General features: G+C 67.4%; 26 protein-coding genes. 12 read left to right on the top strand and 14 right to left on the bottom strand.

The features are described 5' to 3' along the window. The coding region (locus Q7V15_RS15270; RefSeq protein WP_304756637.1) for an SDR family oxidoreductase at window positions 1-639 on the bottom strand (639 nt) is incomplete at its 3' end. A gap of 142 nt (window positions 640-781) precedes the next feature. Between Q7V15_RS15270 and Q7V15_RS15275 the strand changes: the two genes are divergently transcribed. Further along, window positions 782-1669, top strand: coding sequence for an AraC family transcriptional regulator (locus Q7V15_RS15275; protein WP_304756638.1), 888 nt, complete (start codon window positions 782-784; stop codon window positions 1667-1669). A 13-nt stretch (window positions 1670-1682) separates the two neighbouring features. On the opposite strand, the gene Q7V15_RS15280 is transcribed toward Q7V15_RS15275, so the two are convergent. Beyond that, entirely contained in the window at window positions 1683-2615 is a 933-nt protein-coding gene (locus Q7V15_RS15280) for an alpha/beta hydrolase (RefSeq protein ID WP_304756640.1), read from the bottom strand. A gap of 79 nt (window positions 2616-2694) precedes the next feature. Continuing rightward, a complete protein-coding gene (locus Q7V15_RS15285; protein WP_304756642.1) occupies window positions 2695-3777 on the bottom strand; it encodes a helix-turn-helix transcriptional regulator in 1083 nt (360 codons plus the stop codon). 121 nt (window positions 3778-3898) lie between these two features. Between Q7V15_RS15285 and Q7V15_RS15290 the strand changes: the two genes are divergently transcribed. Further along, window positions 3899-5125 carry a putative DNA modification/repair radical SAM protein gene (locus tag Q7V15_RS15290; protein WP_304756643.1) on the top strand — a complete coding sequence of 409 codons (1227 nt, stop codon included), beginning with the start codon at window positions 3899-3901 and terminating at the stop codon, window positions 5123-5125. Beyond that, a complete protein-coding gene (locus Q7V15_RS15295) occupies window positions 5125-6570 on the top strand; it encodes a UdgX family uracil-DNA binding protein (protein WP_304756644.1) in 1446 nt (481 codons plus the stop codon). The genes Q7V15_RS15290 and Q7V15_RS15295 overlap by 1 nt, the downstream gene beginning before the upstream one ends. Here Q7V15_RS15295 and Q7V15_RS15300 read toward each other — a convergent pair. The 5 genes from Q7V15_RS15300 to Q7V15_RS15320 form a co-directional block, all read right to left on the bottom strand. Next, window positions 6567-7112, bottom strand: coding sequence for an MOSC domain-containing protein (locus Q7V15_RS15300; RefSeq protein WP_304756646.1), 546 nt, complete (start codon window positions 7110-7112; stop codon window positions 6567-6569). The genes Q7V15_RS15295 and Q7V15_RS15300 overlap by 4 nt on opposite strands. Then, a complete protein-coding gene (locus tag Q7V15_RS15305) occupies window positions 7109-7774 on the bottom strand; it encodes a TetR/AcrR family transcriptional regulator (RefSeq protein WP_304756648.1) in 666 nt (221 codons plus the stop codon). Before Q7V15_RS15305 ends, Q7V15_RS15300 begins: the two co-directional genes overlap by 4 nt. A gap of 71 nt (window positions 7775-7845) precedes the next feature. Continuing rightward, on the bottom strand, window positions 7846-9021 hold the full coding sequence (locus Q7V15_RS15310) for a VWA domain-containing protein (RefSeq protein ID WP_304756650.1): 1176 nt from the start codon (window positions 9019-9021) through the stop codon (window positions 7846-7848). Between the two features lie 119 nt (window positions 9022-9140). Continuing rightward, window positions 9141-9638 carry a recombinase family protein gene (locus Q7V15_RS15315; protein ID WP_304756651.1) on the bottom strand — a complete coding sequence of 166 codons (498 nt, stop codon included), beginning with the start codon at window positions 9636-9638 and terminating at the stop codon, window positions 9141-9143. Between the two features lie 169 nt (window positions 9639-9807). Continuing rightward, a complete protein-coding gene (locus Q7V15_RS15320) occupies window positions 9808-10326 on the bottom strand; it encodes a GNAT family N-acetyltransferase (RefSeq protein ID WP_304756652.1) in 519 nt (172 codons plus the stop codon). 33 nt (window positions 10327-10359) lie between these two features. Between Q7V15_RS15320 and Q7V15_RS15325 the strand changes: the two genes are divergently transcribed. The 5 genes from Q7V15_RS15325 to dxs all read left to right on the top strand — a co-directional run bounded on the left by Q7V15_RS15325 (window position 10360) and on the right by dxs (window position 15099). Continuing rightward, a complete protein-coding gene (locus Q7V15_RS15325; RefSeq protein WP_304756654.1) occupies window positions 10360-11289 on the top strand; it encodes a histone deacetylase family protein in 930 nt (309 codons plus the stop codon). A 40-nt stretch (window positions 11290-11329) separates the two neighbouring features. Next, entirely contained in the window at window positions 11330-11956 is a 627-nt protein-coding gene (locus Q7V15_RS15330) for a histidine phosphatase family protein (RefSeq protein WP_304756656.1), read from the top strand. 73 nt (window positions 11957-12029) lie between these two features. Beyond that, the gene (locus Q7V15_RS15335) at window positions 12030-12272 is read left to right on the top strand and encodes an exodeoxyribonuclease VII small subunit (protein WP_304756657.1); all 243 of its coding nucleotides are present in this window, start codon (window positions 12030-12032) and stop codon (window positions 12270-12272) included. Beyond that, window positions 12272-13156 carry a polyprenyl synthetase family protein gene (locus Q7V15_RS15340; protein WP_304756658.1) on the top strand — a complete coding sequence of 295 codons (885 nt, stop codon included), beginning with the start codon at window positions 12272-12274 and terminating at the stop codon, window positions 13154-13156. Before Q7V15_RS15335 ends, Q7V15_RS15340 begins: the two co-directional genes overlap by 1 nt. A 26-nt stretch (window positions 13157-13182) precedes the next feature. Then, complete coding sequence (gene dxs / locus Q7V15_RS15345; protein ID WP_304756660.1) at window positions 13183-15099, top strand: 1-deoxy-D-xylulose-5-phosphate synthase; 1917 nt, start codon at window positions 13183-13185, stop codon at window positions 15097-15099. Here dxs and Q7V15_RS15350 read toward each other — a convergent pair whose 3' ends face one another. Genes Q7V15_RS15350 through flgF form a run of 6 tightly spaced genes read right to left on the bottom strand, consistent with a single transcriptional unit; the run spans window position 15100 to window position 19252 of the window. Further along, window positions 15100-15603, bottom strand: a complete 504-nt coding sequence (locus Q7V15_RS15350) for a hypothetical protein (RefSeq protein WP_304756661.1) — start codon at window positions 15601-15603, stop codon at window positions 15100-15102. 46 nt (window positions 15604-15649) lie between these two features. Further along, on the bottom strand, window positions 15650-16129 hold the full coding sequence (locus Q7V15_RS15355; protein ID WP_304756662.1) for a hypothetical protein: 480 nt from the start codon (window positions 16127-16129) through the stop codon (window positions 15650-15652). 59 nt (window positions 16130-16188) lie between these two features. Continuing rightward, window positions 16189-16920 (bottom strand): flagellar basal body L-ring protein FlgH, encoded by a 732-nt coding sequence (gene flgH / locus Q7V15_RS15360; RefSeq protein WP_304756663.1) that lies wholly within the window; start codon window positions 16918-16920, stop codon window positions 16189-16191. 31 nt (window positions 16921-16951) lie between these two features. Continuing rightward, window positions 16952-17701 carry a flagellar basal body P-ring formation chaperone FlgA gene (gene flgA, locus Q7V15_RS15365; protein ID WP_305307631.1) on the bottom strand — a complete coding sequence of 250 codons (750 nt, stop codon included), beginning with the start codon at window positions 17699-17701 and terminating at the stop codon, window positions 16952-16954. 5 nt (window positions 17702-17706) lie between these two features. Then, window positions 17707-18492 (bottom strand): flagellar basal-body rod protein FlgG, encoded by a 786-nt coding sequence (flgG, locus tag Q7V15_RS15370; protein ID WP_304756666.1) that lies wholly within the window; start codon window positions 18490-18492, stop codon window positions 17707-17709. 22 nt (window positions 18493-18514) lie between these two features. Then, the gene (gene flgF / locus Q7V15_RS15375; protein ID WP_304756668.1) at window positions 18515-19252 is read right to left on the bottom strand and encodes a flagellar basal-body rod protein FlgF; all 738 of its coding nucleotides are present in this window, start codon (window positions 19250-19252) and stop codon (window positions 18515-18517) included. Between the two features lie 216 nt (window positions 19253-19468). Between flgF and Q7V15_RS15380 the strand changes: the two genes are divergently transcribed. The 4 genes from Q7V15_RS15380 to Q7V15_RS15395 are packed head-to-tail and all read left to right on the top strand — an operon-like array spanning window position 19469 to window position 22085. Continuing rightward, window positions 19469-20068, top strand: a complete 600-nt coding sequence (locus Q7V15_RS15380; RefSeq protein ID WP_304756669.1) for a flagellar basal body-associated FliL family protein — start codon at window positions 19469-19471, stop codon at window positions 20066-20068. A 33-nt stretch (window positions 20069-20101) separates the two neighbouring features. Further along, window positions 20102-21160: a flagellar motor switch protein FliM gene (gene fliM, locus Q7V15_RS15385; RefSeq protein WP_370689827.1), complete on the top strand. Its 1059-nt coding sequence runs from the start codon at window positions 20102-20104 to the stop codon at window positions 21158-21160. Then, window positions 21160-21675: a DUF6468 domain-containing protein gene (locus Q7V15_RS15390; protein ID WP_304756670.1), complete on the top strand. Its 516-nt coding sequence runs from the start codon at window positions 21160-21162 to the stop codon at window positions 21673-21675. The genes fliM and Q7V15_RS15390 overlap by 1 nt, the downstream gene beginning before the upstream one ends. Continuing rightward, window positions 21672-22085 (top strand): hypothetical protein, encoded by a 414-nt coding sequence (locus tag Q7V15_RS15395; RefSeq protein ID WP_304756671.1) that lies wholly within the window; start codon window positions 21672-21674, stop codon window positions 22083-22085. The genes Q7V15_RS15390 and Q7V15_RS15395 overlap by 4 nt, the downstream gene beginning before the upstream one ends. Window positions 22086-22106 lie beyond the last annotated feature (21 nt).

Genomic DNA, 22106 nt, shown 5'->3' on the forward strand with positions numbered 1-22106 from the left:
AGCCGGAATGGCCTTCTTGCGATAGTCGTCGATGAAGGCCGCCGTCTCCGCATGGGTGATCGTCTCGGCCAGCTCCGAGGTGGTGACGCCCGGCGAGACGACGGACACCCGCACCTTGTCGGTCTCCTGGCGCAGGGCCTCGGAGATCACCCGCACCGCGAACTTTGTGGCGCAATAGACCGCCGCGCTCGGCAGGATCTGGTGTCCGGCGGTCGAGGCGATGTTGATGATCTGCCCGTGGCCCTGGGCCTCCATGATCGGCAGAGCCGCGGCGACGCCGTGCAGGACGCCCTTGATGTTCACGTCGATCATCTGGTCCCACTCGTCCACCTTCAGGGCGGCCAGCGGCGAGAGCGGCATGACGCCGGCATTGTTGATGATCACGTCGATGCGGCCAAACTGCGCCTGCGCAGCCTCGACGAAGGCCTTCACATCCTCGCGGGAGGTCACGTCGAGGCTCCGGGCCACGGCCTTGCCGCCATCGGCCTCGATCTGCCTCTTCAGGGCTTCCAGTCGCTCCACCCGTCGGGCGCCCAGCACCACTGTCGCGCCGGCGGCGGCCAGCTCACGGGCCGTGGCCTCGCCGATGCCGCTGCTCGCGCCGGTCACCAGCACCACCTTGTTTGCAATCTCAGTCATGGCCGTCTCCTTGTCTTGGCGAGACCAGAGATGCGGCAGGTGGAGCATCGTGCGTTAGACCAGTCCTCCGCGGTTCTTGCACGATCCTCCCGCAGGCGACCCTTTGCCTTGCGGTGGGCCAGGGCGCGTGAGAGCAAGTCTCATGGACTTTCTTGCCTCACTGATCACCCGGCATGCGCCACAGGATGGCATGCACGACATGCCTGTTCCTGGCCTGGCGGTCATCCGCTATGGCGGACCTACTGAGCGCGTGCCCGTGCTGCACCAGCCGGCGGTCTGCATTATCGCGCAAGGCGCCAAGGTGGTGATGCTGGCCGACGAGACCTTCTATTACGACAGGGCCAGCCACCTGGTGGTGTCGGTCGATCTGCCTCTGACCGGCCAGGTGGTGGAGGCGAGCCCTGAGCGGCCGTATCTCTGTGTTCGCGTGGATCTGGATCCGGCTCTGCTCCGGGAGCTGATGCTGCAGCGGCCGCCCGCCGCCGGGGCCGAGACCTCGCGGGGCCTGCATCTCAGCCGCAACACACCCGAACTGACCGATGCGGTGGCCCGGCTCCTGCGCCTGCTGGACCGGCCGCAGGATGTGGAGGTGCTGGCCCCCATCATCCGGCGGGAGATCCACTTCCGGCTGCTGACCGGCGACCAGGCCGGCATCGTGCGCCAGATCGGCGCGCCGGACAGCCGGCTGTCCCAGGTCAGCCGCGCCATCGCCTGGATCCGCGCCAACTACGACCAGCCCTTCAGCATCGAGCGGCTGTCCCATGAGGCGCGGATGAGCCCCTCGGCCCTGCACCACCACTTCAAGGCGGTGACCGCCATGAGCCCGCTGCAGTATCAGAAGCAGATTCGCCTGCAGGAGGCCCGCCGCCTCATGCTGGGTGAAGCCGCCGACGCCCAGGCCGCCGGTTTCCAGGTGGGCTATGACAGCCCCTCCCAGTTCTCCCGGGAATATGCCCGCCTGTTCGGCGCCCCGCCCGCCCGCGACGCCGCCCGGCTGCGCGCCAGTGGGCCTGTGCCGGTCGGGGTTTAGGGGGCCGCCATCTTCACGGCTTCGTCGGTAGGACGGCCAGCAGGGCGCGGGTGAAGCCGGCCGGGGCGACGGTCAGGTGGTCTTCGTCGGCAAGGACGGTCGATCGCAGGCTCAGGCTCGGATAGTTGCGGGACTTCAGGACCTGTTCCATGGCGGCCATCTGGCCGACCATGTCGTAGCGCGAGGCGTGGCGCGGGGTAGGACCCGGCGTCTCGAAGGCGCCGATATACATGAAGACCTCGGCGGGCAGGTCCTTGTTGGCCTGCGCATAGTCGGCCTCCATCGTCATGATGTGGCGCTGGCCAAACCAGAAGGAGGGGCTGCCCAACACATAGGATCGGAACATCGTCGGATCGGTGAACAGGATCTGGGCGCCCAGCAGACCGCCATAGGAGTGGCCCAGCAGCACGCGGGCGTCAGGATTGGCCCGGAAGCGGCGTTCGATGAAGGGCAGGACCTCGCCCTTCAGATAGGCCTGATAGGCGTCGCCGCCCCCATGGGCCAGGGCGCAACGGCTGGCCGGATGGCAGGGGACCGGCGTGTAGTCGCGGCTGCGGGACGCCGCCCCGCCTTCGCCCTTGGCGTAGGACAGGCCCACGAGGATGAAGTCCTGCGTCACCGGCCCATCCAGATTAATCCGCCGGGCGATCTGGCGCAGGATGGGAAAGGCGTAGTCGGCGTCAGTGACATAGAGGACGGGGTAGCGTCGCTGCGGCTCGGCCTCATAGCCGGCCGGCAGGCTGACAAAGACCTCGTAGTCGCGGCCGGAAACCGGATCGGGCACGGACCAGACCTGGGTGTCCTTGAGGGCGTAGGGGCGGCCTTCGGGTGAGGTCGCCGCGGCGCCTGCGTCAGCGGCGGGTCGGGCCTGGGAGCCGGTTTCTTCGGCGCAGGCTGCGATGAGGAAGCCCGTCCCCACGACAAGAGCCAAAGCTGGCATTTTCATTCGCCCACCCCAGAAGCTTCACCAGGGGCTGCTAGGGGGCGAATGTGGCGAAACTCAGATGGCGCAGCGCCCTCGGGGGCTACGGCGCCGCCCCTACCGCCACGCTGGCCAGCAGGGCGGCGAGTTCAGCCTGGCGGGTGCAGCCGGTCTTTTCCAGGACACGGCGCAGCTGGTTGCGGACGGTGTTGATCGAGACATCGCCGGCCACAGCGAGGTCCTCCAGGGTCTTGCCGCCCGCGACGCCCTGGGCCACCCGGGCCTCGGCCGGGGTCAGGTCGAAGAGGGAGCGCAGGAGGTTGGCGGCCGGGGTCCGCTCGCTGCTCACCGGCGTCACGAGGAGGAGGGCGAAACTCTGGCCAAAGATGTCGTGGGCCGATCGCCTGATGGGGATCAGATGGAGGACCATCGTCGCCTTCCCCAGCTCGTCGCGCAGGGGGAAGGTGCAGCGCTCCGCCCCCGGTTGGGTGTTGATCGCCTTCAGCGCGGCGGCGAGCTGATCCTGGGCGGCCTTGTCGGCCAGGACCAGACGATTGCCGGCGCCGAACTTCACCTGCTCCGACAGGGTCTCCATCCAGGGGTTGGCCTCGATCACCGCCCCGGCCTCATTGAGCAACAGGGCCGGCAGGCGCAGTCCGCTGAGGGCCTCGGTGGCGCCCTGGGCGCGTTGCAGGCCCAAACGGGCGCTGACCAGGGCGCTGCGGGCCAGGTGGGGGCGCAGTTCATTCAGGGCCGCGACGTCCTCGGCCTCAAACGGCCCCCGCTCAAGTGTCCGCTCCACGGAGAAAATGATGGAATCGCCGGTGGGCACCTGCAGGCCCGTGCCCGCCGACCAGCCCAGACCCCGAGGTCTGAAGAAGTCGCGGTAGATAGGATCGACTTCGATCTGGTCCTCGCTCCAGAAATCCTGTTCGACAAAGAATGAGGGCTGGGCCTGGCTCATCAGGCAGGGACGCCGGGGGCAGCGCAGGAACCAGCCGTCGTTGACATAGTCCTCGAACACATCGCGGATCGATCCCGAAGCGGTCCAGCAAAGCACCTTGCGGGCCGAGAACAGCAGACCGCCGCGGGCCTCGGTCATCTCGGCGAGCTCATCGAGCACGCTGGGCCAGAGCTCCGGCACGACGGAACACTCGTAAATCCTGTCGATCAGGTCGCTGTCCATTTGGATCCCGTCTGATGGCGCATCGGCATTATGACCGGAAGCCCGGCCAGGATCGCAACCCCATTGTCCCGCTAAACACGGCTCCGCTTGCAGAACAATGGGTGAACATTAGAGTGGCCCCATGTCCGTTCTCGATCTGAAGCAGAAGCTCTCCATCCTCGCCGACGCGGCCAAGTACGACGCGTCCTGCGCCTCATCCGGGGCGGGGAAACGGGATTCCCTGGGGGGCAAGGGGGTGGGCTCCACCGAGGGCATGGGCATCTGCCACGCCTATACGCCAGACGGTCGGTGCGTCAGCCTGCTGAAGATCCTGCTGACCAACTACTGCATCTATGACTGCGCCTATTGCGTGAACCGGGTGTCGTCGAACACGCCCCGGGCGCGGTTCGCCGTCCAGGAAGTGGTCGACCTGACGCTGGGCTTCTACAAGCGCAACTATATCGAGGGGCTGTTCCTCTCCTCGGGCATCATCCGCAACAGCGATTACACGATGGAGGCGATGGTGGCGGTCGCGCGGACCTTGCGCACCACCCATGACTTCCGCGGCTACATCCACCTGAAGCTGATCCCTGAGGCCTCGGTGGAGCTGACCAATCAGGCCGCCCTCTATGCCGACCGGGTCTCAATCAATGTGGAGTTGCCCCGGGAGGAGAGTCTGGCCGCCTTCGCCCCGGAGAAGGACGCCGGCGTCATCCGCAAGGCCATGGGGGCGGTGCGCTTGGGCATCGAGGCGGGCAAGGAGCCGGCCCGCAAAACGAGGGCGCCGAAATATGCGCCGGCCGGCCAGTCGACCCAGATGATCATCGGCGCCGACGGCGCCAGCGACGGGGAGATCCTGGCGCGGTCGAATACGCTCTACGGAAACTATGGGCTGCGGCGGGTCTATTATTCGGCCTTCAGCCCGATCCCGGACGTTGCCAAGTCCCTGCCGGTCCAGCGACCGCCGCTGATGCGCGAGCACCGGCTCTATCAGGCCGACTGGCTGATGCGGTTCTATGGCTTTGAGACCCACGAGATCATCGGGCCGGGGGAAGACCTCGACCTGGCCATCGACCCCAAGCTGGCCTGGGCGCTGCGCAACCGGGCCGATTTTCCGGTCGACGTGAATACGGCGCCTCGCGAGACCTTGCTGCGCGTGCCGGGTCTGGGAACTCGGAGCGTGGATCGGATGATCGCGGCGCGGAAGCTGACGCGGCTGAACCTCGCCGATGTGAAGCGCCTGGCCCGCAGCATCGAGAAGCTGAAGCCCTTCGTCATCGCCAGCGACTGGAGCCCGGGCGCCCTGGCCGACCGGGCTGATCTGAGAGAGCGCTTCGCTCCGCCGCCGCAGCAGCTGAGCCTGTTCTGATGCGCGTCGTGCGGCTGGCGTCCGAAACCGACTTCGACGGCTGGCGGGCCGCCGCCCGGGCTCTGCGCGCCGAGGCGGCCGCGCCGGCTGACGTGCTCTGGACTGTCGATGGCGGCCAAGCGAGCCTGTTTCCGGCGGAGACGCCACAGGCCCCCGCGGCGGGGGATGGCGGCTTCAAGGTCAGCCGGGCCTTCGTGGATCTCGCCAGCCGGGTGGCGCTACACCGGTCGGCCGAACGCTTCGACCTGCTCTACCGCCTGCTTTGGCGGCTGGAGGCGACGCCGCGGCTACTGGAGATCGCCAGCGACCCCGATGTGGCCCTGGCGCTCGACATGCAGAGCCAGGTGAACCGCGCCGCGCACAAGATGAAGGCCTTTGTCCGCTTTCGGGAGGTGGAGACGGCCGGCGAGGGCGAGGCCTTCGTCGCCTGGTTCGAGCCGGCCCATCGGGTGACTGAGGCCACCGCGCCCTTCTTCACGCGGCGGTTCAGCAATATGGCCTTCTCGATCCTGACCCCGGATGTTTGCGCCCACTGGGATACTGACGCCCTCAGCTTCTCCCCCGGCGCCGATCCGGCCGACGCGCCGGCCGGCGATGACCTGGAGGCCTATTGGCGGACCTACTACGCCTCGACCTTCAACCCGGCCCGGCTGCGCCCGGCGACCATGGTTCGGGAAATGCCCAAGCGCTATTGGCGCAACCTGCCGGAGGCCGCGCTCATTCCAGAGATGACCCGCGCCGCAGGAGATCGGACCACCCAGATGGTTGAGAAGGCCCCCTCCCAACCCGCCCGCCGCATCGTTCGGGCCGCTCAACGAGCCAGCCGCGACGCCACTTTCGATGGGGCGGCGCCCGACAGCCTGGAGGCTGTGGCCGCCGGCGTGGACGCCTGTCGCCGCTGCCCGCTCTGGCGCGACGCCACCCAAGGGGTGGCCGGGGAGGGGCCCGCCAGCGCACGGCTGATGATCGTCGGCGAGCAGCCCGGCGACCAGGAGGACCTGGCCGGTCGTCCCTTCGTGGGGCCTGCGGGCCAGGTGTTCGATCAGGCCCTGGCTGCGGCCGGCGTCCCCCGGCGGGAGGCCTATGTCACCAATGCGGTGAAGCACTTCAAGCACGAGCTGCGGGGCAAGCGGCGGATTCACAAGACCCCGGAGGCGCCCGAAATCGAGGCCTGCCGCTGGTGGCTGGACGCCGAGCGGCGGCTTGTCCGGCCGCGGGTGATCGTGGCCATGGGCGCGACGGCGGCGCGGGCGGTGCTGGGCAAGGCTTCCCCCATCAGCAAGGTGCGGGGCCAGGTCCTGCAGCTGGAGGATCAGGCCCAGGCGGTGGTCACCTGGCATCCGTCCTATCTGCTGCGAGTGCCGGACGCCGAGGCCAAGGCGCGGGCCGAAGGGCAGTTCATCGCGGACCTGAAGCTGGCCTGGTCCCTGGCGGGTAAGGGCTAGACCTTTTCCAGGGCGCGGAAGGCGGCTGGCGCCTCGATCCTGATGGCGTCGCCGGGCTTCACCTGACCGCTGGCCAGCACGATGCCCATCACGCCGGCCTTGCGCACCAGCCGCCCCTCGCCGTCGCGGCCGAGGCAGGCGGCCATCAGACCAGGGCGGAAGCGGTCAAGCTGGACGCAGGGATTGCGCAGGCCAGTGACCTCGATCACCGCCCCCTGGCCCAGGTGAAGCCTCGCGCCTGTGGACAGGGCGATCAGATCAATCCCCCGGGTGGTGAGGTTCTCCCCCAGGTCGCCGGGGCCAAGCTCGAAGCCCGCGGCGTTCAGCTCGTCATGCAGTTCGCCGGCGATCAGATGAACCTGCCGCAGGTTGGGCTGGGTCGGGTCCCGGGCGACCCGTGAGCGGTGCTGCACAGTAGCGCCGGCATGGCCGTCGCCCTCGACGCCAAGACCGGCGACCAGGGTGATGGCGTCCTGCAATGTCTTGGAAAAGCTGTGTCCCGGCCGGCTCGCCACATGGGTGACGTGCGGGCCGCCGCTCACGCCAGGAACCCGGCTTCGGCGAAGTCCAGCATGCGGCTGAGCAGCCCATCGGCGTCCTGTTCCCGGGTCAGGCCGTCAGACAGGTGGTGCAGGCGGTCGAACTCGGCGAAGCGGTTGTTGTGCACCATGCCCAGGCAGAAGTGCAGCCGCCAGTAGACGTCCTCAAGGGCCAACTCGGGCCGCGCGGCGATCAGGGCGTCGGCGAAACGGCGCAGGTGGGAGACGTCGTTCTGCAGCACGTCGCGCATCTGGGCGGTGCCCTCGCTGCGGGCGCGGATGATGAACTGGACGGAGATGCGCCGGTCCCCGGCCGGATCGGCCCACTTCAGGGGCGGGGCGAACAGGGCCTCGAGGATGTCGCGCACCGGCGGCTTGCCGCCATGGCGGTCATTGGCCTCGTGCAGCATCCGGGCCCGTTCTCGGTTCAGCTCGGCGGTGCGCCGGCGGAAGATCTCGAACAGCAGCCCGTCCTTGGAGCCGAAATGGTAGTTCACCGAGGCGAGATTCACCCCGGCCTCGGCGGTGATGTCGCGCACCGAGACGTTCTGGAAGCCCTGCAGGGCGAACAGCCGCTCAGCCGCGCAGAAGACGGCGGCCTTGGTGGCGGCTTCCTGCATGTCCGCTTCGGGCTGCGGCGGCGGTGGGGGTACGGCTTCGGTCATGCGATTCTCAAACGTCCGTCCTCAAGCCTATCAGCCGGAGGGGAACGGCGCCGCAGCTAATCCCCAAACCCTTAGCGCGCCAGTTCGCGCATGGCCTTGTCCAGGCCCTCGAGTGTCAGGGGATACATGCGATCATTCACCAGCTGCTTCATCACCTCCACCGAGGGGGTGTGCGCCCAGTGCCGCTCGGCGGTGGGGTTCAGCCAGACCATGTGTTCGTAAATCTGCGCCACCCGGTCGATCCAGACCGCGCCGGCCTCCTCATTCCAGTGCTCCACCGAGCCGCCCGGATAGGTGATCTCATAGGGGCTCATGGTGGCGTCGCCGACGAAGATCACCTTGTAGTCGCTGGAGTACTTGTGCAGCACGTCGAAGGTGTTGAGTTTCTCGGCATGACGACGGCGATTGTCCTTCCACACGGTCTCATAGAGGCAGTTGTGGAAGTAGTAGAACTCCATGTTCTTGAATTCAGAGCGGGCTGCGGAAAACAGCTCCTCACAGATCTTGATGTGGGCGTCCATCGAGCCGCCGACATCGAAGAAGATCAGGACGCTCACCTTGTTGCGGCGCTCGGGCCGCATATGGATGTCGAGATAGCCCTTCTCGGCCGTGCCGCGAATGGTGCCGGACATATCCAGCTCTTCGGTGGCGCCCTCGCGGACCCATTTGCGGAGGCGGCGCAGGGCGACCTTGATGTTGCGTGTGCCGAGTTCGACGGAATCGTCGAGGTTCTTGTACTCGCGCTTGTCCCAGACCTTGATCGCCTTGCCGTGGCGACCCTTGTCCTGGCCGATGCGGATGCCTTCAGGGTGATAGCCGTTGGCGCCGAAGGGCGATGTGCCGCCGGTGCCGATCATCTTGTTGCCGCCCTCGTGGCGCTCCTTCTGCTCCTTCATGCGCTCGGCGAGCGCCTCCATGAGCTTGTCGAAGCCGCCCATGGCCTCGATCTGCGCCTTCTCCTCTTCGGTGAGGAACTTCTCGCTGATCTTTTCCAGCCACTCGGCGGGAATGTCGGCCGTGCCGACCCCGTCCACCTTTTCCAGGCCCTTGAAGACGTGGCCGAACACCTGGTCGAACCGGTCGATGTTCTTCTCGTCCTTCACCAGCGCGGCTCGGGACAGGTAGTAGAAGTCCTCGACCGTGCGATCGATGACCATCTTGTCGAGCCCCTCCATCAGCATGAGGTACTCTTTCAAGGACACCGGGACCTTGGCTTGGCGCAGCTCGGTGAAGAATTGCATGAACATGGGCAGGCCTCCCAACAGCGGGACGAACAGACGTTTGACTGCTGAGGATGGGGCGGCGGGGCTGCGATGTCCAGCGCCGGAACGCGAAAGCCTCAGGCCGCCAGACTGCGCCTCGACCTCTAGGCTTCCATGGCCCGGAGCTTGCGCCAGACCGTCATGCGGGACACCCCGAGGCGCCGGGCGATCTCCACAGGACCGACGCCGGCCTGCTGCAGGGCGCGGATGTCCTCGGTCTTGGGCGCGCTGCGGCGCTTGCGGCCAGCCCAGGCCGGCTCCACCGCCGCGACCGCCTTCAGGGCGGCCCGCAGGGCCCGGCCGCCCTCCCCATCGGTGGTCAGGTCAGGTTCGACGACAAACAGGCTGGCGCCACGGGCCTCAAGCCGGTCGATCACCCGCAGGACCAGGCGAGTGGAATGGCCCAGCTGATCCAGCCGGGTGACCACCAGCTGATCGCCTTCGCCAATGAAGTCGAGAATGGAATAGAGGACGGCGGTTTCATCCCCGCCAGGCGCGGCGGGCTCTTCAGCGCGAACCACATGACAGCCCATCTGTTTCAGGACTGCGGTATCCTCGGACGATCGCGCGTCACGCAGGCGAACATAGCCAATTCTCAGCATTCAACCGACGCCCTTCCGCACAGAAACGACAGGGGCCTAAATGCCCCGAACCCGGGCCCCGCGTCAAAGCGCCTGGAGTTAAATCTCGGCAATAATCCGCCAATGCGGCGGGATTGACGCCATGAACAAGGGCATATGGCGAGCAAATGTGACGGTGTTGTTAGAAAATCTACCCCAGGCGCCGAAAAATGAACTCCCGGTCGACCGTGGCGCCTACGGCGAAGCCATATTCGCCCACCGGGGCGAACCCGTACCGCCGGTAGAACCGCTGCGCCCCATGGTTGTCCGACCACACCCCGAGCCACAAATCCTGGGGTCCGTCACGCTCCAACCAGTCCAGAACGGTCTCGAAGAGACGCGCCCCCAGGCCCCCGCCTTGGGCCGTCCGGCTGAGATAGAGCCGTTTCACCTCCCGGGCCCCCTGGGTCACTTCGGGGTGGGGCAGATCACAGGGGCCGGCCAGGGCATGACCCACCGCCTGGCCGTCCTTCTCGACGAGCCAGAGGGCGCAGTCAGGATCCGCCAGGGCCGCGCTTAGGTAGTCAGTCCCGTAGGCTGTGCTGAGAAAGGTCGCCAGGTCCTGGGCCGGATAGAGATGGCCAAAGGTCTCGGTGAAGGTGGCGCGCCCCAACGTCGTCAGGGTTTGAATGTCGCCGGTGCCCGCGCGGCGGATGATCACGTCCTGCATTCCAAAGGCTCAAGCGTCCGTTAGTATGGGCTTATGATCGGCCTCTACACCCATGAGGACATGCTCGACCACCGCCCGGGGGCCACCCATCCCGAGCGCCCTGAGCGACTGGCTGCGGTGATCGAGGCGCTGGAGGCGCAGGACGCCCTGGACTTCGAACCCCGTGACGCCCCTCAGGCTGAACTGGCCGACCTGCTGCTGGTCCACGACGCTGACTACGTGCAGCGGATCTTCGACGCCGCGCCCCGGGCCGGTCTGACCCGCCTGGACGAGGATACGGTGATGTCTCCAGGCACCCTGCTGGCCGCCCGGCGGGCGGCGGGCGCGGTGGCCGCGGCCGTCCGGGACGTGGCCGCCGGCCAGTTCGAGCGGGCCTTCTGCGCGGTGCGTCCCCCCGGCCATCATGCCGAACCCGGCGCGGCCATGGGCTTCTGCATCTTCTCCAATGTCGCCATCGGCGCCCGGGTGGCCCAGCTTTCAGGGCTTGAGCGGGTGGCGGTGGTGGACTTCGATGTTCATCACGGCAATGGCACCCAGGCCGCCCTTGCCGGCCGGCCAGGCCTGTTGTTCGCCTCGGTCCAGCAATGGCCCCAGTGGCCCGGCACCGGGCATCCAGACCAGGTGGTGGCCGACAATGTGGTCAACGCCATTTCGCCGGCCGGCGGCGGGGTCGCGGGCTGGCGCTCGGCCTTTTCCAGTCTGATGGACAGGGTGGCGGACTTCAGACCCGATCTGATCCTCATTTCGGCGGGCTTCGACGCCCACCGGCTCGACCCCCTGGGCGGCGGCCCCGGGGGACAGCAGCTGGGCGCCGAGGACTATGGCTGGGCCACCGAGCAGATCGTGGCCGTGGCCAGGGCCAGTTCGCGCGGCCGGGTTGTGTCGGCGCTCGAGGGCGGATACGACCTTGAGGCTCTGGGCCGGTCGGCGGTGGCGCACGTCCTGGCCCTGCAACAGGGGTGAAGGGTGCGCTGGGCTGGCTTGGCGCGAACCCTGGGATGACATGGCCGATTCTGTGACCGTCGATTCTGCCGCCCCCGCGCCCTCGGGAGCCGTTCGCCCCGGCGCCATCATTCTCGCTCGCCATGGAGAGCCGGCGCTGAGCCGTCGCGTCTGGCTGAACGCCGAGGGCTACCGGCGTTTCTGGGCGCAGTATGAGGTTTTGGGCCTGCTGCCGGGCCAGACGCCGCCTGACACCCTGATGGAGTTCGTCGCCAGCGCCGGCGTCGTCTTCTCTTCCACCCGCCAGAGATCGATCGAGACCGCCATCGCCCTGACCCGGGGCCGGGACTTCGCCAGCGAGGCGCTGTTCGTCGAGGCGCCCCTGCCGCCGCCCAACCTGCCGGCCTTCATCAAGATGCGGCCCTCCTACTGGGGTTTCCTGGCGCGGGTCTGCTGGTGGTTCTTTGATCATCATGAGGGCGAGGAGACCCGCCGCCAGGCGGAAGACCGCGCGGCGGCCGCCGCCGAGCGTCTGATCGCTGCGGCCGAAGCTGGCCAGGACGTCGTGGTGCTCGCCCACGGTTTCTTCAACTTCATGGTCGGGCGGGCCCTGCGCCGCCGAGGTTGGCGGATCGCAGTCAGCCAGGGCTACAAATACTGGTCCATGCGGCGTTTCGAGCGCCCCTGACGGCGGTAGGCCGGGTGGCCCGTTGCGGCGACCGTCCCTCATCTCTAGGTTGGCGGCTCCCGCGAGGAGCGAAATGGCCGACACCGACGACATCCAAGCCCTGACTTTCGAACAGGCGCTCGCCGAACTGGAAGGCATTGTGACCAAGCTGGAGTCCGGCCAGGCCGCCCTGGACGATTCCATCCGCCTCTATGAGCGCGGCGCGCTGCTCAAGGCGCACTGCGAATCACGTCTGGACGCCGCCCGCCTGCGGGTCGAGAAGATCGTGGTCGGCGCCCAGGGGACTCCGGGGACTGAACCGGCCGAGTTCAACTGATGGCGTCGGAAGTCGAGCGCCGCGTGGCCGAGGCCGCTGACCTGGTCACGGTCGCCCTCGACGAACTGCTCCCCCGGGCCGATGGCCCCGAGGCCCGACTGACCGAGGCCATGCGCTACGCCGCGCTGGGACCCGGCAAGCGGATGCGCCCCTATTTCGTCATCGAGACCGGCCGCATGTTCGAGGTGGAGGAGCGTCCGTTGCTGCGGGCGGCCTGCGCCCTGGAATGCGTGCACGCCTACAGCCTGATCCATGACGATCTGCCCAGCATGGACGATGACGACCTGCGCCATGGGCGGCCCACGGTGCACAAGGCCTATGACGAGGCCACCGCCATCCTGGCCGGCGACGCCCTGCAGGCCGCGGCGTTCGAAATTCTGGCTCACCCTGACACGCACCCGGACCCGGCTGTCCGTTCTGAGCTGGTCCTCCGCCTGGCGACCGCCAGCGGCGCCAAAGGCATGTGCGGCGGCCAGATGATCGATCTTCTGGGGGTGCGGGACGACCTGGGCGCCGTGGCGCGGATGCAGCGGATGAAGACGGGCGCCCTTATCGCCTGCGCCTTCGAGCTGCCCCTGGCCATGGCCCATTCCGCCGATACCCGCCGCCAGCCTCTGATGGCCTTCGCCCAGGATCTGGGTCTGGCCTACCAGATCGTCGATGACCTGCTCGATGCTGAGGGCGATCCTGATGTTATGGGCAAGCGGGCGGGCAAGGACGCCGCCCGGGGCAAGGCCAACTATGTCACTTTGCTGGGCGCCGGCGCCGCCCGCGAGCGGCTGAATCTGCTGATTGAACAGACCAAGTCGCACCTGGACGCCTTCGGCCCGCCGGCTGATTTCCTGCGGGCGAGCGTCGATTATGTGCTACAGCGCCGAAATTAGCCGCCGCATCGGTTGTTCACCCCTTCATGCCCTCAAAAACCCCCCTCCTGGATCAGGTTTCCGCGCCGGCTGACACCCGCGGTTTCGCCGTCACACAACTCCAGACCCTGGCTGACCAGCTTCGTATCGAGACGATCGATGCGGTCTCCCAGACCGGCGGTCATCTGGGCGCAGGCCTTGGGGTCGTCGAACTCACCGTCGCCCTGCACCATGTCTATGAGACGCCCAAGGACATCCTGATCTGGGACGTCGGCCACCAGGCCTATCCGCACAAGATCCTCACCGGCCGGCGCGACCGCATCCGCACCCTACGCCAGGGCGGCGGGCTGTCGGGCTTCACCAAGCGGGCCGAGAGCGAATACGACCCGTTCGGCGCGGCGCACGCCTCGACCTCGATCTCTGCGGCCCTGGGCTTCTGCGCGGCTCGCGATCAAGCCGGGCGCGACAACCGCGTGGTGGCGGTGATCGGCGACGGCTCCATGAGCGCGGGCATGGCCTACGAGGCCATGAACAACGCAGCTGAGACCACCAAGCAGCTGACCGTCATCCTCAACGATAACGACATGTCCATCGCTCCGCCGGTGGGCGGGATGAGCGCCTATATGGCCCGCCTGGTGTCCGGCGGCGGCTATCAGTCCCTGCGCAATCTCGGCAAGTCGGTGGCCAAGGCCTTCCCGCGGCCGATCCAGGAGGCGGCCCGCAAGGCCGAAGAATACGCCCGCGGCATGGTCACCGGCGGGACGCTCTTTGAAGAACTGGGCTTCTACTATGTCGGCCCCATCGACGGCCACGACATGGAAGCCCTGGTGGCGGTGCTGAAGAACGCCCGGGACATCGTCGACCGCCCGGTGCTCGTCCATGTGGTGACCCAGAAGGGCAAGGGCTACGCCCCGGCCGAGAGCGCGGCGGACAAGCATCACGCCGTGGTCAAGTTCGATGTGGTCACTGGCCAGCAGGCCAAGGCCCAGGCCAAGGCGCCCAGCTACACCAAGGTCTTCGCCACCGAGCTGATCAAGCAGGCGCAGCGGGACCCGGCCATCTGCGCCATCACCGCGGCCATGCCTTCAGGTACGGGTCTCGACCTGTTCGGGCAGGCCTTCCCGGACCGCACCTATGATGTGGGGATCGCCGAACAGCATGCGGTGACCTTCGCCGCCGGCCTCGCCGCCGACGGCATGAAGCCGTTCGCGGCCATCTATTCGACCTTCCTGCAGCGGGGCTATGATCAGGTGGTCCACGACGTGGCCATCCAGAGCCTGCCCGTGCGCTTCGCCATCGACCGGGCGGGCCTGGTGGGCGCCGATGGCCCGACCCATGCCGGCTCCTTCGATGTGGGCTTCATGGGCGCGCTGCCGGGCATGATCCTGATGGCGGCGGCCGATGAGGCCGAACTCGCCCACATGGTGGCCACCGCCGCGGCGATCGACGATCGCCCCAGCGCCTTCCGCTATCCCCGCGGCGAGGGGACTGGCGTCGCCATTCCCGACATCGCCGCTCCGCTGGAGATCGGCAAGGGACGTATAGTTCGAGAGGGCAGCTCGGTCGCCCTCCTGTCCTTCGGCACGCGACTGCCCGAATGCCTGCGGGCCGCTGATATGCTAGGCGCCCGGGGTCTTTCCACGACCGTGGCGGACGCCCGCTTCGCCAAGCCATTGGACATCGACCTGATCATGCGCCTGGCCCGGGACCATGAGGCCCTGATCACCATCGAAGAGGGCGCCATGGGCGGCTTCGGCGCCTTCGTTCTCGAGGCCCTGGCCCATCACGGCGCGCTGGATCGCGGATTGAAGGTCAGAACCCTGACCCTGCCGGACATCTTCCAGGATCACGACAAGCCCGAACTCATGTACGCCCAGGCCGGTCTCGACGCCGAGGGCGTCGTGCGCACGGCGCTGGCGGCCCTGGGCGCCGACGTGGTCGCCGCCGCCGGCCGCCGCGCCTGATCAGCGGCAATAGCGCAGGAAGCTCCGCAATTCCCGGCGCGGCGCCGGGGGCGGCTCGACCATGCCGCCGAGGGCGGAGAACCGGATCTGGCCGGTACGGGCGAAAGCCTCCGCCACCGGCGCGCGGTCGGCAAACTCCACCTGGATGATGGACCCTTCGCCCAGGGCGTCCACATCGGCCTGCCCGGGAATGGTCGTCTGAACCTCTCCGGAGGCGATGGTCACACTGACCGGCCATGGCGCTGCGCGACCGACGTCGTCGAGCCATCGCCCACCCACAAGAGTCGTCGCCAGCCTTCGATCGACGGGGAAATGCGCCACGAGCTGGCGGCTGTCCTTGCTGCAGCTCAGCGCCAGAACCAGGTCGTCGCTATCGGGCGTAGCATAGCCAAGCTGGGCCGGATCCGGCGCGGGGCGATAGGCCCAGGCGCGATCCTGGGCGCTCGCAGGCGCCGCAAGGATGGTGGTGGTCAGGAGGAGGCTCAGGGTGAGTTGGCGCATCATGCCCGGAGCTTAGCCTCGGGAGGGGGCCGGCTCCAGGCTGATCATATCAGACGGGCTGACCGCACTGGCCGAAGAAGTCGGCGACCAAGGCCCGGTCCTGGCCGCGCGCGCTGGTCGACGAGGTCTTCCCTTTGGCGTGGACAGCCAACTCGCCGGTCTCGGCGAACTGGCGCAGGGTAGGACTGTCGACGGCGGCGTTGTCGATCAGGACGCCGACACCTGCGGTGGGGGTCGGCGCGATCTCGCCGGTCAGCGAGAGTCGGGCCTCCCGTGACACAAGGCCGACGGGGTGGGTCGTGTTCTCAGGCGTGGTGACCGCCACCTCCACGAGCCCTGAGTTCGGCTGACAGCTGAGCATCACCAGCACATTGTCAGATTGCGGCTGACCATAGATCAGCTTCATGCCCTCGCTCTGGGTGTGGTTGTAGGACCACGACATCGGCGCCGGAGCCTCGGTCGCCTGATGGGCGCAGGCGGCGACGATGACCAGGGCGGCCGAGAGGCCAAAAGCCGAACGGGTGCGCATGGGGCGTCTCCTTCCCAGGGCAAACGCTGCCAAGAGCCGCTCGGTTCAATGCCTGGGCCTCAGAAGGGCGAGAAGGACTCCACGATGGCCTGGCCCGCAGGGGTGCGTTGCATACGGCTGATGTCGCCGCGGCCGCCATAGCTGATGCGCGCTTCGGCGATCTGGGAGTGCCGGATCGTGTTGGAGGAGGTGATATCTTCCGGCCGGATGATGCCGGCCACCGACAGTTGGCGAAGCTCGCCGTTGGTGCGGACCTCCTGGGTGCCCTGGATCATCATATTGCCATTGGGCAGCACGGTCGTGACCACGGCGGCGATCACCAGGTTGATCTTCTCCGAGCGGGAAACCGAGCCGGAGCCGGAATTATTGGACGCTGAATTGGTGGAGATCGCGTTGGCCGGGTCGAAGCCGCCGGGCAGGATCCGGCCCAGGCTCGATTCCAGGCCCAGGAAGTTGGGCACCCCGGCCGACATGCCGCCGCTGCGGCTGCTGTTGGTGGAGTTCGAGGTCTGGGCCCGGTCATCGATCTCGATCTGGACGGTGACGATGTCGCCGACGCGGTTCGCCCGCTGGTCCAGGAAGAAGGCGCGGGCGCCGGTGCGCCAGAGGGAGTTGGCCGAGGCCGGCGTCGGCATGGGCTGGTTGGCCGAGCTGAGGATGACCTGTTGCTGCGGAACCAGGGCGGCCGGGTAGCGCACCGGCGTCAGGTCAGGCCCGGCGATCGCCTCCTGGACGGTCGAGCAGGCGCCGAGTGGCAACAGGGCGAGGAGGGCGAGGGTGGCGAAGCGCATGGCGCGGTCTCTCTCAGCAGAAGAAGGGCGATCAACGCAGGGCGTAGCGGGCGGCCGGGCTGGCCAGGATCTGATCGGCGCCAGGTCCGACGGCGGCCTGGCCGGGGCCGGTGGCGACGGCCTGAACCGTTCGCTTGGAGGTGAGGTTCTGGGCGGCGAAGCCCTCGCCCAGTGCGGCGCGCCCCATCGCCTTGGCCTTGACGCTCAGCATCATCCCGGCGGCTTCATAGGTCAGGGTGACGATATCGCCGGCGGCGATGACTTGAGGGGCGCTGACATCGCGGGCTGAAACTGCTGAGCCCGCCCGCAGGGGCCGGCGGGTGGCCAGGCCCACTATGTCTTCCGCGTCTCGGGGGGCGTCGGAGGGCGCCATGGCGGCCTTGGCCCAGATCAGGTCTTCAGGCTGGACGATGTCCCCGGCCGCCAGGCTGCGGGCATAGGTCAGGACTTCGACATTCCCCGGCCGCGCGGCGGCGGCGGCGGTTCCGCCGCTGGCGCCGCTGCGCACCACAATCCGGCGGATACCGGTCTCATTGGACCAGTCGAGGCCGGCCCGACGGGCCAATTGCTGCACCGCCCCGGCGTCCAGCACGACGCTGAGGCCAGGCTTGGCGGCCACGCGGACGCCAGACGCCGAGCCGGCGCCGTCGAAGAGGTCGCCCAGGGTCACAACCCCATCGGCGCTCACCGTTTCGGCCTTCAAGGTCACCGGTATGGCGGCCTGGGCGATGGCGGCGGCGCCGAGCCAGAGGGCGGCGGCAAGGGCGAAGGAGCGGAGCATCCTCATCACTTCACCGCATTGGCGGCTTGCAGCATTTCATCGGCTGCGGAGATGACCTTGGAGTTCATTTCATAGGCGCGCTGGGCGACGATCAGGGAGGTGATCTCTGTCACGGCGTCGACATTGGAGGCCTCCGTGTAGCCCTGCAGCAGGTTGCCGAAGCCCAGGGCGCCTGGCGCGCCGACATTGGCGGGGCCGCTGGCGGCCGTCTCCATCAGCAGGTTGTCGCCGATGGCGTTCAGACCGGCCTCATTGACGAAGCTGGCCAGCTCGATCTGGCCCACCACCTCGGGTTCGGTCTGGCCGGCGCGGATCGCCTGAACCTGACCGCCCTTGGAGATGGAGATCGAGGTCGCATCCCCCGGCACTGCGATGGCGGGTTGGATCTCGTAGCCATCCTCCGTGACCAACTGGCCGTCGGCGTTCAGCGACAGGTTGCCGGCCCGGGTATAGGCGGTCTCGCCGGAAGGCATCAGGACCTGGAAGAAGCCGCGGCCCTCGATGGCGAGATCATAGGGGTTTCCTGTCTGGGTGACGGCGCCCTGCTCGGTGATCCGGTAGACAGAGCCGGCCTTCACGCCGCCGCCGATCTGGATGCCGGTGGGGACGATGGTGCCCTGTTCGGAAGACTGAGCGCCGGCCCGTTCCATGGTGTGGTAGAGCAGATCCTGGAACTCGGCGCGCTGCTTCTTGAAGCCCACCGTGTTCATGTTGGCGATGTTGTTCGAGATGACCTCGACATTCAGCTGCTGGGCGGACATGCCCGTCGCGGCGGTACGAAGTGCCTGCATGGGTGACGACCTTCTCTAGGTTCTAGTTGACCCGGCCCATGCGCTCGACAGCGCGACGGGACAGATCGGCGGAGGATTCCATCATCTTGGTGATGCTCTCATAGGCCCGGGTGACCTCGATCAGCCGGGTGATCTCCAGGATGGGTTTGACGTTCGAGCCCTCAAGCATCCCCTGGTGCATCCGCACATCGGGGGCCTGAATCGGGTCGAGGTTGGAGGTGTTGCGCAGCAGGTTGTCGCCGGTCTTTTCCAGCACCGACAGATCGTCAAAGCGCATCGCGGCTACGCGGCCGATGATGTTGTCGCCCTGGCTGACCGTGCCGTCCTTCGCGATGGTGACACTGCCGTCCTCGGGATTGATGACGATCTCGCCGCCGCCGGGGCCGGCCACGGGCAGGCCGCCCTGGGTGGTGATCCGGCCAAGCTCGTCGAGGCGGAAACGACCGTCGCGGGTGTAGCGGGGACCCTCGTCGGTGATGACCTCGAAGAAGCCCTCACCCTCAATCCCGAGATCAAGGTCGGAGCCGGTGCTGAACAGGCCACCCTGGCCGAAATCCCGAGCGACGCCGCCATCAAGGACAAACTTCACCGGACGCGGCGCGCCCATCGTCGAGGCGGGAGCCCCAGGCTCGGTCCGCGCCATCATCGACTCGACCTTGAAGCCCACCGTATCGGCGTTGGCGACGTTGTTGGCGATGATGTCCATCTCGCGTCGAAGCACCATCTGGCGAGACAGGCCGACATAGATCGCATTGTCCATCTGTTCGCCTCCCTGGCTGCGACAGGATTTCGCACCAGACGCCTGCAAGCTTTGGGCCAGCCGAAAAAGACAATAAAAACATAGGTTAAGAAGGTTAATTTCGACCCCCTGGCCGAAACTGCCGGGCAGGATCGGCCGCCGTTAACAGGTGTAAAAACCTATCCTTAACCACCGCTGTCGCATGGGTGAGGGGTAAGATTCTAAGGAGCCGCGCGCGTGGCCAAGGCCAAGGACAAGCAAGCCCCCGTCGATGGCGACGAAGACGCCATTGAGGGCGAAGGCGCGCCGGCCAAGAAGAAGCCGCCGCTCAAGATGTTGATCATCGCCGGGGTCGGCGCCCTGGTGGTTCTTGGGGGCGGCGGCGGAGCGGCCTTTGTCTTCCTGGCTCCCAAGCCGGCCGTCGAAGGCGCCGAGGCCGAGAAGGCCAAGGCCGAGAAATCCGAGAAGAAGGGCAAGGGCAAGGACGGCGACGCTCCGGCAAGCCCGGCGGTGATCCGCCCCGGCCCCGATGGCGTGGTCTTCTACACCATGCCCGACATCGTGGTGAACATGCAGACGCCTGAGGGTAAGGCCACCTTCCTCAAGCTACGTCTGACCCTTGAGCTTCCCGACAATGCGGTCGCCACCGAGCTCGACCCCAATCTTCCCCGGTTGCAGGACATGTTCCAGACCTTCCTGCGCGAGCTGCGCCCAGAGGACCTTTCGGGGAGCCAGGGCAGCTATCAGTTGCGCATGGAGATCCTGCGCCGGGTCAACCTGGTGATCTCCCCAGCCAAGGTGAACGCCGTCCTGATCGAGGAGATGCTCATCAACTGAGCCGCCACTGCGGTCTTCAGTTGAGCTTTCGCCATGGCAGACGACAACGACATGTCCGAGAACGGGGCTGACGCCTGGGGCGCCGGCGGCGACGCGGATCCCTTCGCCGGTACCGAGCGCATCCTCAATCAGGATGAAATCGACAGCCTTCTAGGTTTCGATCTCTCCGATGATGAAGCCTCCGAACGGACAGGCATCCGGGCGATCATCAACTCTGCGCTGGTCTCCTACGAGCGTCTGCCGATGCTCGAAATCGTCTTCGACCGCCTGGTGCGGCTGATGACGACCTCCCTGCGCAATTTCACGTCGGACAATGTCGAGGTCAGCCTCGACAACATCTCCTCGATCCGGTTCGGGGACTATCTGAACTCCATCCCGCTGCCGGCCATCCTGGCGGTCTTCAAGGCCGAGCAGTTGGAAAACTATGGCCTGCTGACGGTCGATTCGAACCTGATCTACTCTATCGTCGACGTGCTGCTGGGCGGGCGCCGCGGCACCGCGGCCATGCGGATCGAAGGGCGGCCCTACACCACCATCGAGCGGGTGCTGGTCCAGCGAATGGTCGAGGTGGTGCTGGCCGACGCCCGGGCGGCGTTCGAGCCTCTGACGCCGGTGAATTTCGTCCTGGACCGGCTGGAGACCAATCCGCGTTTCGCCGCCATCGCTCGGCCGGCCAATGCCGCCATCCTGGTCAAGCTGCGCATCGACATGGAAGACCGGGGCGGGCGCATCGAATTGCTGCTGCCCTATGCGACCCTTGAACCCATCCGCAAGATGCTGCTGCAGCAGTTCATGGGCGAGAAGTTCGGTCGCGACAATATCTGGGAAGGCCACTTGGCCACCGAACTCTGGACCACCCAGATGGAGGTCCGCTGCGTCCTGGACGAGTTGCAGATCCCCCTGCAGCAACTGCTCAACCTCCAGGTTGGCGAAACCATCATCCTGAACGCCACTCCGGAGAGCCCGGTGGAGCTGAGAGCCGGCAGCATTCCGCTGACCCGCGGCCACATGGGCCGTCGAAATCACAACATCGCCGTCCGCGTCGAGGCTCCCCTCTCGCCGCAGGCGCGCAAAGCCGTGCAGAGGTTCTGATGAGTCTTGTGGCGATCTCCATGAACGTCCTGCTGGCGGTCCTGTTGACGGCGGCCCTGATCATGGGCTGGCGGCTGAACCGTCGACTGAAAGCCCTGCGCGACAGCCACGAGGGCTTCGCCCAGGCCGTGGCGGAGCTGGACGCCGCGGCCCGTCGGGCCGAGCAGGGGCTGGCCGACCTGCGCGCGGCCACCGACGAGGCCGCCGAGACCCTGGGCGACCGGGTGGCTGAGGCGCGCCAGCTCAGCGGTCGGCTGGAGCGCCAGGTCCGTGAAGGGCCGGCCCTGCATGAAGCCGAGGCCGCCGAGCGGGCGGCCGAACGGCGACTGGGCGCTTTGCTGTCCGGGGCGCACGAACTGCGGCCGCCGCGGCCCCGGGCCGACCCCGAGCGGGAAATCTCGCCGATAGCTCGTCCCTCCCGGCCTCTCTCCAAGATGGCCCGAGCGCTTGAGGAAGATCTGTTCGACACCCCCCCCGCCGAGACCGAGGGCTATTTGAGCCGAGGCCGCCGATGAAATCTGTCCCGCGCATCCTGCCGATCATTGGCGTCGCCATCGGCGGCGTCCTGGTGGTCAACGCCCTGGCGGGCGCCCAGGCCCTGCCCGACCTGCTGTCCGGGGCCCGGGCCTTCGCCCAGGAGGGGGGCGGAAAGGCTCCGGCGAACGAGACTGCGCCGACCGTCGAAGGCGTTGACGCCGCCGCATCCGCCGCCATTCCGACCCCTGCTGCGGTCTGCGCCCCGACGGCGGCGGAGCTGGCGCGGGAGGCCGGTCTGTCGCCGGCTGAACTGCAGGTCCTGCAGAGCCTGGGTGAGCGCCGCGGCCAGCTCGACGCCCGGGAGCAATCCATGGAGACCCAGCTGGCCCTGCTGGCGGCCGCTGAGGCCAATCTGGACGCCATGGTCCAGTCGCTGAGCGGATTGTAGACGGTTATCGAAGGTCTGATG

Origin of the sequence: Phenylobacterium sp. (genome assembly GCF_030651755.1) — a bacterium.
Lineage (GTDB): Bacteria > Pseudomonadota > Alphaproteobacteria > Caulobacterales > Caulobacteraceae > Phenylobacterium.

Coding starts and splice junctions, on each gene's coding strand:
- Q7V15_RS15310 (WP_304756650.1), bottom strand. CDS start 9,021: ATGTTCATGCAATTCTTCACCGAGCTGCGCCAAGCCAAGGTCCCGGTG.
- Q7V15_RS15330 (WP_304756656.1), top strand. CDS start 11,330: ATGGCCGATTCTGTGACCGTCGATTCTGCCGCCCCCGCGCCCTCGGGA.
- Q7V15_RS15275 (WP_304756638.1), top strand. CDS start 782: ATGGACTTTCTTGCCTCACTGATCACCCGGCATGCGCCACAGGATGGC.
- Q7V15_RS15395 (WP_304756671.1), top strand. CDS start 21,672: ATGAAATCTGTCCCGCGCATCCTGCCGATCATTGGCGTCGCCATCGGC.
- Q7V15_RS15320 (WP_304756652.1), bottom strand. CDS start 10,326: ATGCAGGACGTGATCATCCGCCGCGCGGGCACCGGCGACATTCAAACC.
- Q7V15_RS15280 (WP_304756640.1), bottom strand. CDS start 2,615: ATGAAAATGCCAGCTTTGGCTCTTGTCGTGGGGACGGGCTTCCTCATC.
- Q7V15_RS15285 (WP_304756642.1), bottom strand. CDS start 3,777: ATGGACAGCGACCTGATCGACAGGATTTACGAGTGTTCCGTCGTGCCG.
- Q7V15_RS15305 (WP_304756648.1), bottom strand. CDS start 7,774: ATGACCGAAGCCGTACCCCCACCGCCGCCGCAGCCCGAAGCGGACATG.
- Q7V15_RS15325 (WP_304756654.1), top strand. CDS start 10,360: ATGATCGGCCTCTACACCCATGAGGACATGCTCGACCACCGCCCGGGG.
- Q7V15_RS15315 (WP_304756651.1), bottom strand. CDS start 9,638: ATGCTGAGAATTGGCTATGTTCGCCTGCGTGACGCGCGATCGTCCGAG.
- Q7V15_RS15290 (WP_304756643.1), top strand. CDS start 3,899: ATGTCCGTTCTCGATCTGAAGCAGAAGCTCTCCATCCTCGCCGACGCG.
- Q7V15_RS15350 (WP_304756661.1), bottom strand. CDS start 15,603: ATGATGCGCCAACTCACCCTGAGCCTCCTCCTGACCACCACCATCCTT.
- dxs (WP_304756660.1), top strand. CDS start 13,183: ATGCCCTCAAAAACCCCCCTCCTGGATCAGGTTTCCGCGCCGGCTGAC.
- Q7V15_RS15295 (WP_304756644.1), top strand. CDS start 5,125: ATGCGCGTCGTGCGGCTGGCGTCCGAAACCGACTTCGACGGCTGGCGG.
- Q7V15_RS15355 (WP_304756662.1), bottom strand. CDS start 16,129: ATGCGCACCCGTTCGGCTTTTGGCCTCTCGGCCGCCCTGGTCATCGTC.
- flgF (WP_304756668.1), bottom strand. CDS start 19,252: ATGGACAATGCGATCTATGTCGGCCTGTCTCGCCAGATGGTGCTTCGA.
- flgH (WP_304756663.1), bottom strand. CDS start 16,920: ATGCGCTTCGCCACCCTCGCCCTCCTCGCCCTGTTGCCACTCGGCGCC.
- flgA (WP_305307631.1), bottom strand. CDS start 17,701: ATGCTCCGCTCCTTCGCCCTTGCCGCCGCCCTCTGGCTCGGCGCCGCC.
- Q7V15_RS15335 (WP_304756657.1), top strand. CDS start 12,030: ATGGCCGACACCGACGACATCCAAGCCCTGACTTTCGAACAGGCGCTC.
- fliM (WP_370689827.1), top strand. CDS start 20,102: ATGGCAGACGACAACGACATGTCCGAGAACGGGGCTGACGCCTGGGGC.
- Q7V15_RS15340 (WP_304756658.1), top strand. CDS start 12,272: ATGGCGTCGGAAGTCGAGCGCCGCGTGGCCGAGGCCGCTGACCTGGTC.
- Q7V15_RS15390 (WP_304756670.1), top strand. CDS start 21,160: ATGAGTCTTGTGGCGATCTCCATGAACGTCCTGCTGGCGGTCCTGTTG.
- flgG (WP_304756666.1), bottom strand. CDS start 18,492: ATGCAGGCACTTCGTACCGCCGCGACGGGCATGTCCGCCCAGCAGCTG.